9 protein-coding genes are annotated in these 13,517 nt (G+C 40.7%); all 9 read right to left on the reverse strand.

Annotated elements, in window-relative coordinates; translation table 11 throughout:
- Positions 1 to 20: 20 nt before the first annotated feature.
- The 9 genes from rplC to rpoB all read right to left on the reverse strand — a co-directional run bounded on the left by rplC (position 21) and on the right by rpoB (position 13,514).
- Positions 21 to 650 carry a 50S ribosomal protein L3 gene (gene rplC, locus FXW34_RS19280; RefSeq protein ID WP_147535688.1) on the reverse strand — a complete coding sequence of 210 codons (630 nt, stop codon included), beginning with the start codon at positions 648 to 650 and terminating at the stop codon, positions 21 to 23.
- A gap of 35 nt (positions 651 to 685) precedes the next feature.
- A complete protein-coding gene (rpsJ, locus tag FXW34_RS19285; protein ID WP_009791329.1) occupies positions 686 to 994 on the reverse strand; it encodes a 30S ribosomal protein S10 in 309 nt (102 codons plus the stop codon).
- 312 nt (positions 995 to 1,306) lie between these two features.
- On the reverse strand, positions 1,307 to 2,494 hold the full coding sequence (gene tuf / locus FXW34_RS19290; protein ID WP_147535689.1) for an elongation factor Tu: 1,188 nt from the start codon (positions 2,492 to 2,494) through the stop codon (positions 1,307 to 1,309).
- A gap of 131 nt (positions 2,495 to 2,625) precedes the next feature.
- Positions 2,626 to 4,704, reverse strand: coding sequence for an elongation factor G (gene fusA / locus FXW34_RS19295; protein WP_147535690.1), 2,079 nt, complete (start codon positions 4,702 to 4,704; stop codon positions 2,626 to 2,628).
- Positions 4,705 to 4,754: 50 nt separating this feature from the next.
- Positions 4,755 to 5,225, reverse strand: coding sequence for a 30S ribosomal protein S7 (rpsG, locus tag FXW34_RS19300; protein ID WP_147535691.1), 471 nt, complete (start codon positions 5,223 to 5,225; stop codon positions 4,755 to 4,757).
- A gap of 39 nt (positions 5,226 to 5,264) precedes the next feature.
- Positions 5,265 to 5,687 carry a 30S ribosomal protein S12 gene (rpsL, locus tag FXW34_RS19305; RefSeq protein ID WP_026565517.1) on the reverse strand — a complete coding sequence of 141 codons (423 nt, stop codon included), beginning with the start codon at positions 5,685 to 5,687 and terminating at the stop codon, positions 5,265 to 5,267.
- Positions 5,688 to 5,790: 103 nt separating this feature from the next.
- Positions 5,791 to 6,039, reverse strand: coding sequence for a 50S ribosomal protein L7ae-like protein (locus FXW34_RS19310; RefSeq protein ID WP_147535692.1), 249 nt, complete (start codon positions 6,037 to 6,039; stop codon positions 5,791 to 5,793).
- A gap of 159 nt (positions 6,040 to 6,198) precedes the next feature.
- Entirely contained in the window at positions 6,199 to 9,798 is a 3,600-nt protein-coding gene (gene rpoC / locus FXW34_RS19315; RefSeq protein WP_147535693.1) for a DNA-directed RNA polymerase subunit beta', read from the reverse strand.
- Between the two features lie 155 nt (positions 9,799 to 9,953).
- On the reverse strand, positions 9,954 to 13,514 hold the full coding sequence (rpoB, locus tag FXW34_RS19320; RefSeq protein WP_147535694.1) for a DNA-directed RNA polymerase subunit beta: 3,561 nt from the start codon (positions 13,512 to 13,514) through the stop codon (positions 9,954 to 9,956).
- Between the last annotated feature and the right edge of the window lie 3 nt (positions 13,515 to 13,517).

Below are 13,517 nucleotides of genomic sequence, written 5' to 3' on the forward strand. Positions count from 1 at the left end.
TTTCCTCCTTTCTACGTGAATTACTTCGCTTTTACCGCACTTTTAATTTTAAGCAATGCTTTTTTAGGTCCAGGTACGTTACCTTTGATTAAAAGTAAGTTGCGCTCAGCATCAACCTTCACGATCTGTAGGTTTTGAACTGTAATTTGCTCTCCACCCATTCTTCCTGGTAATGCTTTACCTTTGAATACGCGGTTTGGAGCAACTGGTCCCATTGAACCTGGGCGACGATGATAACGAGAACCGTGAGCCATAGGTCCACGAGATTGTCCATGGCGCTTAATTGAACCTTGGAAACCTTTACCCTTTGAAATTCCTGTTACATCAACAATTTCGCCTTCTGCGAAAATATCAACTTTGACTTCCTGACCAACTTCATACTCACCTAAATTTACGTCGCGGAATTCACGAACGAAGCGCTTAGGAGCAGTATTTGCTTTCGCAACATGTCCCTTTTCAGGCTTGTTTGATAACTTTTCACGTTTATCTTCAAAACCTAATTGGATAGATTCGTAACCATCTGTTTCAACAGATTTCACTTGAAGAACTACGTTTCCAGCTGCTTGAACAACTGTTACCGGGATAAGATCTCCGTTTTCAGCAAACACTTGAGTCATACCAATTTTTCTTCCTAAGATTCCTTTGGTCATTAGTCACACCTCCTGTTTTTTTCATTATTTATTCATTATAATTTGATTTCGATGTCCACACCTGATGGTAAATCCAAACGCATTAATGAATCAACCGTTTGTGGTGTTGGGTTAATGATATCGATTAAACGCTTATGAGTACGCATCTCGAATTGTTCACGAGAATCTTTGTACTTATGCACCGCACGTAAGATTGTATAGATTGATTTTTCTGTTGGAAGCGGAATCGGACCAGATACAGCTGCACCAGAACGTTTTGCCGTTTCAACAATCTTTTCAGCAGATTGATCAAGAATTCTGTGATCATAAGCCTTTAAACGAATACGAATTTTTTGTTTTGCCATTATTTTCCCTCCTTTTCGCCTATTTTACTATAGACATTCTCCGCGAAAATTTCCCACACACTCGCCATGGCAAAGCGGCCGGGTGTGTCAGCAACCTTCCGCATCATCGCAGTCAAAGACCAACATTGTCTATTATACAGAACCCATAAAGATAATGCAATAGTTTTTTGAACACCTTTATGTTTCGCACACTTTTACTATTATAAAGACTTCAACCTATAAATGCAACCATGAAAATCAATCAGGAAAAATTTATAAAAAAAAGCAGATGAGTCGTCACCCATCTGCTTTCTTCTATTATATAGTCAAAGACTATTCGATGATTTTAGCAACTGATCCAGCGCCTACTGTACGGCCACCTTCACGGATTGAGAACTTAGTTCCTTCTTCAACAGCTACAGGAGCGATAAGTTCTACAGTCATTTCGATGTTGTCGCCAGGCATAACCATTTCAACGCCTTCTGGTAGGTTACAAATACCAGTAATATCAGAAGTACGGAAATAGAATTGTGGACGATAGTTTGAGAAGAATGGAGTATGACGTCCACCTTCTTCTTTTGATAATACATAAACTTGTGCAGTAAACTTAGTGTGTGGAGTGATTGAACCTGGTTTTGCTAATACTTGTCCACGTTCGATTTCTTCACGAGCAACCCCACGAAGAAGAGCTCCGATGTTGTCTCCAGCTTCTGCATAATCAAGAAGCTTACGGAACATTTCTACACCAGTTACAGTAGTAGATTTTGGTTCTTCAGTGAAACCTACGATTTGAACTACGTCACCAACTTTAACTACACCACGCTCAACACGTCCTGTAGCAACAGTTCCACGACCAGTGATTGAGAAAACGTCCTCAACTGGCATCATGAATGGCTTTTCAGTATCACGAGCTGGAGTTGGGATGTACTCATCAACAGCAGCCATAAGTTCGTTTACTTTTTCTTCCCATTCTGCTTCGCCTTCAAGAGCTTTAAGAGCAGAACCTTTGATTACAGGGATATCATCGCCTGGGAAGTCATATTCAGATAGTAGATCACGGATTTCCATTTCTACTAATTCTAATAATTCTTCGTCGTCAACCATGTCACACTTGTTCATGAATACAACAAGGTATGGTACACCTACTTGACGAGAAAGAAGGATGTGTTCACGAGTTTGTGGCATTGGGCCGTCAGCAGCAGATACTACAAGGATACCGCCGTCCATTTGAGCAGCACCAGTGATCATGTTTTTAACGTAGTCAGCATGTCCTGGGCAGTCAACGTGTGCATAGTGACGATTTGCAGTTTCATATTCTACGTGCGCAGTTGAGATTGTGATACCACGTTCTCTTTCTTCAGGTGCACCATCGATTTGATCGTATGCACGAGCTTCTGCTCCACCTACTTTTGCAAGTACAGATGTGATTGCAGCTGTTAAAGTTGTTTTACCATGGTCAACGTGTCCGATTGTACCAATGTTAACGTGTGGCTTAGAACGGTCGAATTTAGCTTTTGCCATTTTAGGAAATCCTCCTTTGATTTTAAAAAAATAGTTAAGTATATATGGGTATATGAAGATAGAACAAGTCTATCTTCAATACATCCAATGCTTACAATAGTATTTATACTTTATAAGTGTGGTGAAATCAATTATTCACCTTTATTTTTTTTGATGATTTCTTCAGAGATTGACTTAGGTACTTCTTCGTAATGGTCGAAGTGCATTGAGAACACACCACGTCCTTGAGTGCTTGAACGTAATGCAGTTGCATAACCAAACATCTCAGATAGTGGAACCATTGCGCGAACTACTTGTGCATTACCACGAGCTTCCATACCCTCAACGCGTCCGCGACGAGCAGTAATTTGACCCATGATATCTCCAAGGTAATCTTCAGGAATTACAACTTCAACTCTCATAACAGGCTCTAAAACTACAGGTTGACATTTAGAAGCTGCGTTTTTAAGTGCCATTGAAGCAGCAATTTTAAACGCCATTTCACTTGAGTCAACATCATGGTATGAACCATCAAATAGTCTAGCTTTGATGTCTACCAATGGATATCCTGCAAGTACTCCTCTTTCAAGAGCGTCCTCAAGACCTGCTTGTACAGCTGGGATGTATTCACGTGGAACAACACCACCAACAATACCGTTTTCAAATTCGAAGCCTTTACCCTCATCGTTTGGTGAGAATTCAATCCATACGTGACCGTATTGACCGCGACCACCAGACTGACGAGCAAACTTACCTTCAACTTGTGCAGATGCACGGAAAGTTTCACGGTAGGCAACCTGAGGTGCACCAACGTTAGCTTCTACTTTGAATTCACGGCGCATACGGTCAACGATGATATCTAGGTGTAGCTCACCCATACCAGCGATGATTGTTTGTCCAGTTTCCTGGTCAGTGTGCGCACGGAATGTCGGATCTTCTTCTTGAAGTTTTTGTAAAGCAGTTGTCATTTTATCTTGGTCTGCTTTAGATTTTGGTTCAACTGAAAGTTGAATAACTGGTTCAGGGAACTGCATAGATTCTAAGATTACAGCAGCTTTATCATCACATAAAGTATCACCAGTTGTAGTATCTTTTAAACCTACAGCTGCAGCGATGTCACCTGCGTAAACTTCAGAAATCTCTTGACGGCTGTTCGCATGCATTTGCAGGATACGGCCGATACGTTCACGTTTACCTTTTGTAGAGTTTTGAACATATGATCCTGATTGCAATGTACCAGAGTACACACGGAAGAATGTTAATTTACCTACATAAGGGTCAGTCATTACTTTAAATGCTAACGCTGCGAATGGCTCGCTGTCGTCAGAATGACGTTCAACTTCTTCATCAGTATCTGGTAGAGTACCTTTAATAGCAGGTACATCTAACGGAGATGGAAGATAGTCAATTACAGCATCTAGCATTAATTGAACACCTTTGTTTTTGAATGCTGAACCACAGATAACTGGGTAGAATTCAACATTTGTTGTACCTTTACGGATAGCAGCTTTCAGTTCAGGAATGCTGATTTCTTCTCCGCCTAGGTATTTTTCCATTAACTCTTCATCAAGCTCAGCAACTGCTTCAACCAATTTTTCGCGGTATTCTTCAGCTTGTGCTTGATATTCTTCAGGAATGTCACCAATTTGGATATCAGTACCAAGGTCATTAGTGTAGAAGTGTGCTTTCATTTCCACTAGGTCAATGATTGCTTCAAATTGATCTTCAGCACCAATTGGTAATTGAATCGGATGTGCATTCGCTTGAAGACGGTCATGAATTGTTTTTACTGAATATAAGAAGTCCGCACCGATTTTATCCATTTTATTAACGAATACAACACGTGGAACTCCGTAAGTTGTAGCTTGACGCCAAACAGTTTCAGTTTGTGGCTCAACCCCAGATTGAGCATCAAGAACTGCTACTGCACCATCTAGTACACGAAGAGAACGTTCAACTTCAACTGTGAAGTCTACGTGTCCTGGTGTGTCGATGATGTTTACGCGGTGGCCCTTCCACTGTGCAGTTGTTGCTGCAGAGGTAATGGTGATACCACGTTCTTGTTCTTGCTCCATCCAGTCCATTTGAGATGCACCTTCATGAGTTTCACCGATCTTATGAATACGACCTGTGTAATAAAGGACACGCTCAGTGGTGGTTGTTTTACCAGCATCGATGTGTGCCATGATACCGATATTACGAGTATTTTCCAAGGAGAACTCTCTAGCCATTTTGGTCTATCTCCTTCCATGTATGAGTGTATTGTTTTTTGAAGGTTAGATTACCAACGATAGTGAGCAAACGCTTTGTTTGCTTCAGCCATTTTATGTGTATCTTCACGCTTCTTAACAGATGCTCCTGTTGCATTTGCTGCATCTAGGATTTCATTTGCTAAACGTTGTTCCATTGTTTTCTCACCGCGAAGACGAGCGTAGTTAACTAACCAACGAAGACCTAGTGTAGTACGACGATCAGGACGCACCTCCACTGGAACTTGGTAGTTAGCACCACCTACACGGCGTGCTCTTACTTCTAGAACTGGCATGATGTTTTTAAGTGCTTGTTCGAACACTTCCATCGGCTCTTTGCCAGTACGTTCACGAATGATATCGAACGCTGAGTAAAGAATTTCTTGAGATTTACCTCTTTTACCGTCGATCATCATTTTGTTGATCAAACGAGTAACAAGCTTTGAATTATAAATCGGATCTGGTAAAACGTCTCTTTTTGCTACTGGACCTTTACGTGGCATGTTTTTTCCTCCTTTCAAAGAAGCTAATATTTAAGTTGATTATTTTTTCGCTGCTTTTGGTCTCTTAGTACCGTATTTAGAACGACCTTGCATACGGTTGTTAACACCAGCTGTATCAAGCGCTCCACGAACGATATGATAACGTACCCCCGGTAAGTCCTTTACACGTCCGCCACGGATAAGTACAACACTGTGTTCTTGCAGGTTGTGTCCAATCCCAGGAATGTAAGCTGTTACCTCGATACCGTTTGTTAAACGAACACGGGCATATTTACGTAATGCTGAGTTCGGTTTTTTCGGTGTCATAGTACCAACACGAGTACATACTCCACGTTTTTGTGGTGAAGATACGTTTGTTTGTGATTTCTTGAAGCTGTTATAGCCTTTATTAAGTGCTGGTGATTTTGACTTTTCCTCTTTTGATTGACGAGGTTTACGCACTAATTGGTTAATTGTAGGCATGTTTTTTTCCTCCCTTCATATTTTTGTGTAAGCCCACACATCCAGGTGGTTCAATTTTTTGCAAAAACAAAGTTTTTGCAGATAACTTCTACAAAAACAGTTTTTAACGAGTAATAGCCACAGTCGCCGCTCCAACATCTATCTTACATGCTCTTCCGAGTTTTTTCATAGAATCGACATAAGAAATTGGAACTTCCATTTCCTTAGCAGTTTGCACAACTTTTGAAACCACTTTGAGATCAGCATCAGTCGCTACAACTACTTCAATGACCGAACCAGATTTTAGAGCTTTTACTGTTTGTTTTGTACCAATAATAATGTGTTCTGCCTGTAATACTTTTTCATAAGACATGTTACTATCCTCCAAAGTATCAGGTAAATAGGAGCACCTTTGATATATTAACACCTTCAAATTACAATGTCAACAATCAAAAAAATCTTTTATTAAAAATGCGGTACTTCGATATGATAACCGGTTCGAAGTACCGCGATTTTCAGTATTTATTTTTACTTATTCAACTGTAACTTTATCTTCAGTCGTTTCAGCTTGGATAATTGGTTCTGCACGACGATAGCGTTGCATACCAGTACCAGCTGGAACTAACTTACCAATAATTACATTTTCTTTTAAGCCGAGCAATTCATCGCGCTTACCTTTAATTGCTGCATCCGTAAGAACTCTTGTTGTTTCTTGGAATGATGCTGCAGATAAGAATGAATCTGTTTCAAGTGAAGCTTTTGTAATACCAAGTAACACTGGACGACCAGTAGCTGGTTGCTTTCCTGCAAGTAAAGCTTTTTCATTCGCATCAGTAAATTGATGAATGTCTAATAGCGCTCCAGGTAATACACTTGTTTCACCTGCATCGACTACTCGCACTTTACGAAGCATTTGTCGAACCATTACTTCAATATGTTTGTCGCCAATTTCTACCCCTTGCATACGGTAAACCTTTTGTACTTCACGGAGTAAGTATTCTTGAACAGTTTTCATATCAGTAACGCGCAATAGTTCTTTAGGATCAATTGATCCCTCTGTTAACTCTTGCCCTCGGTCTACACGATCATTAATTGCAACCTTTAAACGAGCTGTATATGGAGCTGTGTACGTACGGCTTTCAACATCACCTTGAACAACGATTTCGTGCTGACGATCCCGTCCTTCATTAATACCTACAACAACACCTTCAATTTCAGAAATAACTGATTGCCCCTTCGGATTACGAGCTTCAAATAGCTCTTGAATCCGCGGTAAACCTTGAGTGATATCGTCTCCTGCTACCCCACCAGTATGGAATGTACGCATCGTTAACTGAGTTCCTGGTTCACCGATTGATTGTGCAGCAATAATACCAACTGCTTCGCCCACTTCAACTTCTTGACCAGTAGCTAAGTTGCGACCGTAACATTTTTTACATACACCGTGGCGAGTATTACATGTAAATGCAGAACGAATCCATACTTGTTCAACATTTGCCTCAGATACCTCAACTGCTAGGTCCTCAGTAATCAAGCCGTTTTCAGGTACAATTACTTCATTTGTTTCAGGATGTTTAATCGCTTTACGTGCATAACGACCAATTAGTCGTTCTTCTAACGCTTCAATTACTTCAGTACCATCTTTAAGCGAGCTAATTAATAAGCCGCGATCTGTACCACAGTCATCTTCACGGACAATAACATCCTGCGCAACATCAACAAGACGACGAGTTAAGTAACCTGAGTCAGCTGTTTTAAGTGCAGTATCGGCCAATCCTTTACGAGCACCGTGCGTAGAAATAAAGTATTCAAGTACCGTTAATCCTTCACGGAAACTAGATTTAATCGGTAATTCGATAATACGACCAGCCGGGTTGGCCATCAAACCACGCATCCCTGCTAATTGTGTAAAGTTAGAAGCGTTACCACGGGCACCGGAATCACTCATCATGAAGATTGGGTTAGTTTTTTCCAATGACTTCATCAGTTTCGCTTGAATTGTATCCTTCGCTGCACTCCAGATTGAAATAACACGATCATAGCGTTCATCTTCAGTAATTAAACCACGTCTAAACTGCTTTGTTACATTATCAACCTTTACTTGCGCTTCATGGATAATTTCTTGCTTTTCACCCAATACGACGATGTCGGCTACCCCTACAGTAATACCCGCTTTAGTTGAATGTTTAAATCCAAGGTCTTTCATACGGTCAAGCATTTTTGAGGTTTCAGTAATTTTGAAACGTTTAAATACTTCCGCAATGATGTTTCCAAGAATTTTCTTTTTAAATGGATCAACTAATGGCATTTCTTTAATTGCCGCTCGAACATCTGCACCCGGTTCAACGAAGTATCTTTCAGGTGTTTTTTCCTCAAGATTTAGCTTCGTTGGTTCATTAATGTACGGGAAAGATTCAGGTAAAATTTCATTAAAGATTAATTTACCAACAGTTGTCATTAATAATTTATTGTTTTGTTCTTCTGTAAACGTAACATTTCCTAATGAGCCAGCATGGACAGCTACTCTTGTATGCAAATGAACATATCCATTTTGGTAGGCGATTAACGCCTCATTACGATCTTTAAATATCATACCCTCACCAATGGCACCTTCGCGTTCCATTGTTAAGTAGTAGTTACCTAATACCATATCCTGTGATGGTGTAACAACCGGTTTACCATCCTTCGGATTCAAGATATTTTGTGCAGCAAGCATTAACAAACGCGCTTCCGCTTGTGCTTCAGACGAAAGTGGTACGTGTACCGCCATTTGGTCACCATCAAAGTCAGCGTTATATGCTGTACATACAAGCGGATGGAGACGAATTGCACGTCCTTCAACCAAAGTTGGTTCAAAAGCTTGAATACCCAGACGGTGAAGCGTCGGTGCACGGTTTAAAAGGACCGGATGCTCACGAATAACTTCTTCTAAAACATCCCAAACTTCTGGGTTCACACGTTCGATTTTCCGTTTTGCCGATTTAATGTTATGTGCTAGACCTTTTTCAACTAATTCCTTCATTACGAAAGGTTTGAATAATTCCAAAGCCATTTCTTTCGGTAAGCCACATTGATACATTTTTAAATTCGGACCTACTACGATAACGGAACGACCAGAGTAGTCAACACGTTTTCCTAATAGGTTTTGACGGAAACGTCCTTGCTTTCCTTTTAACATATGTGATAAAGACTTCAACGGACGATTTCCTGGCCCAGTTACCGGACGACCACGACGACCATTATCAATAAGCGCATCAACAGCTTCTTGAAGCATACGCTTTTCATTTTGAACAATAATGCTTGGTGCACCAAGGTCTAACAATCTTTTTAAACGGTTGTTCCGATTGATAACACGTCGGTATAAATCGTTTAAGTCCGAAGTCGCAAAACGTCCACCATCCAACTGTACCATTGGGCGTAATTCAGGTGGAATAACCGGTAGTACATCTAAAATCATCCATGACGGCTCGTTGCCAGAACCACGGAATGCTTCAAGTACTTCCAGACGTTTAATTGCACGAGTACGACGTTGTCCTTGTGCTGTTTTTAATTCTTCTTTTAATGTATCTACTTCTTTTTCTAAGTCGATATCAAATAAAAGCTTTTTAATCGCTTCTGCACCCATCGATGCTTGAAACTTATTTCCGTACTTCTCACGATATGTGCGGTACTCTTTTTCAGAAAGAAGCTGTTTCTTTTCTAACGCAGTATCACCAGGTTCAGTCACTACGTATGAAGCGAAATAAATAACTTCTTCTAGAGCACGAGGAGACATATCTAATACAAGACCCATGCGACTTGGAATTCCTTTGAAATACCAAATATGGGATACTGGTGCTGCTAATTCAATGTGGCCCATCCGTTCGCGGCGAACTTTTGCACGAGTTACTTCAACGCCACATCGGTCACAAACTACACCTTTATAACGAACACGCTTGTACTTTCCACAATGACACTCCCAGTCCTTTTGCGGACCAAAGATTCGTTCACAAAATAAACCGTCTTTTTCCGGTTTAAGTGTACGATAGTTAATCGTTTCTGGTTTTTTTACCTCACCAAATGACCATGAACGGATTTTATCCGGTGAAGCTAGACCAATTTTCATATACTCAAAATTGTTTACATCTAGCAAGGGGCCTACCTCCCTTTCGATCTTCAGGTTTTACCCTTATTCCGCATTACGGAATCAACATAGTAAATTTGTTTACATATGCAATTGACATTTATATGAAAAAAGCGGTGCTCAGTGAGGTCAAAGGACTTCACTGAGCTCTTTAGTTGTTGATATTATTCCTTGGATCCAACTGGTTCTGTCTCAATGCTGTCAAGCTCTGGAGCAATAGTAAGAGATTCAGCTTGTTGAATTTCTTCTTCATCCTCTAGGTCACGCATTTCAATTTCTTGCTCATCACCAGAAAGGATTTTTACATCCATACCTAAACTTTGAAGCTCCTTAATTAATACCTTGAATGATTCAGGAACTCCTGGTTCTGGTACATTTTCACCTTTAACGATTGCTTCGTATGTTTTCACACGACCTACAACGTCATCAGATTTAACCGTTAAGATTTCCTGTAATGTATAGGCAGCACCATATGCTTCAAGTGCCCATACTTCCATCTCACCGAAACGCTGTCCACCAAATTGTGCTTTACCACCAAGCGGTTGCTGCGTAACAAGTGAATAAGGACCAGTCGAGCGAGCATGTAGTTTATCATCTACCATGTGCGCAAGCTTAATCATGTACATAACACCGACAGATACACGGTTATCGAAAGGTTCACCAGAGCGGCCATCATAAAGAACCGTTTTTGCATCACGTGCCATACCAGCTTCTTCAATCGTTGACCATACATCTTCCTCTGTCGCTCCATCAAATACTGGCGATGCAACATGAATTCCAAGTGCTCTAGCCGCCATACCTAAATGAAGCTCCAATACTTGCCCGATGTTCATCCGCGAAGGAACCCCTAATGGATTTAACATGATGTCTACAGGAGTACCATCTGGTAAGTAAGGCATATCCTCTTCAGGCATAATTTTCGAAATTACCCCTTTATTACCATGGCGTCCCGCCATCTTGTCACCTTCGTGAATTTTACGTTTTTGAACGATGTATACCCGAACAAGTTGGTTAACACCTGGAGGCAATTCATCGCCATCTTCACGATTAAAGACCTTTACATCTAGGACAATTCCGCCACCACCGTGTGGAACACGTAAAGATGTATCGCGTACTTCACGAGCCTTTTCACCGAAAATCGCATGTAGGAGACGCTCTTCAGCTGTTAATTCAGTTACACCTTTAGGCGTTACTTTACCAACCAATAAATCTCCATCTTTAACTTCAGCACCAATTCGAATAATTCCACGCTCATCCAAATTACGAAGAGCATCTTCCCCTACATTTGGAATATCGCGAGTAATTTCTTCAGGCCCTAATTTTGTATCACGTGATTCAGATTCATACTCTTCAATATGAATAGAAGTATATACATCGTCTTTTACAAGACGCTCACTCATAATAATCGCATCTTCGTAGTTATAACCATCCCATGTCATAAAGGCAACAAGAACGTTACGGCCAAGCGCAAGCTCGCCTTTTTCCATCGAAGGTCCGTCAGCAAGGATTTCACCTTTGACAACACGATTCCCAACACTAACAATCGGGCGTTGGTTGTAGCAAGTACCTTGGTTTGAACGAATAAACTTCAGCATGCGATATTTATCAAGATTTCCTTTAACCTCTTGGCCATCAACCTCAGAGATACGACGAACCCAAACTTCACGAGCCTCAACATGTTCAACAATACCAGGATGCTTACAAATTACTGCAGCACCTGAATCCTTTGCCGAAACATATTCCATCCCAGTACCAACGCGTGGCGCCTCTGGTTGAAGAAGCGGAACAGCTTGACGTTGCATGTTCGCACCCATTAAGGCACGGTTTGAGTCATCATTTTCCAAAAATGGAATACACGCCGTTGCGGCAGAAACAACCTGTTTCGGTGATACATCCATGTAATCGATTCGATCTCGATTAACCACAACGTTTTCATCACGGAAACGCGCAACAACATCTTCATCTAAGAACGAACCGTCTTCACCTAAGCGCACATTCGCTTGGGCAACTACATAGTTATCCTGCTCATCTGCAGTTAGGTAGTCGATACGAGATGTCACTTTTCCTGTTTCTGGGTCAACACGACGATATGGTGTTTCAATAAAACCAAAGCGATTAACCTTTGCATATGATGATAGAGAGTTAATCAATCCGATGTTCGGACCCTCTGGCGTTTCAATCGGACACATACGTCCATAGTGGGAATAGTGAACGTCACGCACCTCAAAGCCTGCACGTTCACGCGTTAAACCACCAGGTCCCAACGCGGATAAACGACGTTTGTGTGTTAACTCTGCTAACGGATTCGTTTGATCCATGAATTGCGATAATTGAGAGCTACCAAAAAACTCTTTAATCGATGCGATTACAGGACGAATATTAATTAATTGCTGTGGAGTAATCGTTGCTGTATCTTGAATTGACATTCTCTCACGAACAACACGTTCCATCCGTGATAAACCGATACGGAATTGATTTTGTAACAATTCTCCAACAGAACGCAAACGTCTATTTCCTAAATGATCGATATCATCTGTATTTCCAACACCGTGCAGCAAATTGAAGAAATAGCTGATGGAAGCAATGATATCAGCAGGAGTAATATTCTTAATTGCTTCTTCGATATTGGAATTACCAATAACATTAATGACCTTTTCGCCATCATCATTTGGAGCATAAATTTTAATTGATTGAAGGACAATATCATCCTCTACCACGCCACCAATTGGATTGATAGATTTAAAACCAATATTGTTTTCAAGGTTAGGAAGAATACGGTCTAACGTACGACGATCAAGCGTTGTACCTTTTTCCGCAATAATTTCCCCTGTTTCCGGATCAACTAAAGTTTCAGCTAAACGTTGACCGAAAAGTCTATTTTTAATATGAAGCTTTTTATTAATCTTGTAACGACCCACATTGGCTAAATCATAACGCTTTGGATCAAAGAAGCGTGAGACTAATAAACTCTTTGCATTTTCTACAGTTGGTGGTTCACCCGGACGAAGACGCTCGTAAATTTCTAAAAGCGCTTTTTCCGTACTTTCAGTGTTGTCTTTTTCCAAAGTATTACGGATGTACTCATTATCACCGATTAAATCGATAATTTCCGAATCCGCTCCGAACCCTAGTGAACGCAAAAGAACCGTAACGGGCAGTTTCCGAGTACGATCTATTCTTACATACACAACATCCTTGGCGTCTGTTTCATACTCCAACCAAGCACCACGGTTAGGAATTACTGTTGCAGTAAAACCTTTTTTTCCGTTCTTATCCACTTTTCCACTAAAATAAACACTAGGAGAACGCACTAATTGTGATACAATGACGCGCTCAGCACCATTAATTACAAACGTTCCTGTTTCAGTCATTAGTGGGAAGTCACCCATAAATACATCTTGGTCTTTTACTTCACCTGTTTCTTTGTTCACTAGACGTACCTTTACACGCAATGGTGCAGAATATGTAACGTCTCGTTCCTTCGACTCCTCAACGGAATACTTAGGATCACCTAAGCTATAATCAATGAATTCCAATGATAGGTTACCAGTAAAGTCTTCGATTGGAGAAATGTCCTGGAACATTTCACGTAAACCCTCATCAAGAAACCACTGATAAGAAGAGGTTTGAATTTCAATGAGATTTGGTAACTCTAAAACTTCACTGATTCTTGCATAACTTCTTCGTTGGCGGTGTCGTCCATACTGAACTAGTTGACCTGTCAACTG

Source organism: Bacillus marasmi, from assembly GCF_902168435.1.
GTDB lineage: Bacteria > Bacillota > Bacilli > Bacillales > Cytobacillaceae > Bacillus_BU > Bacillus_BU marasmi.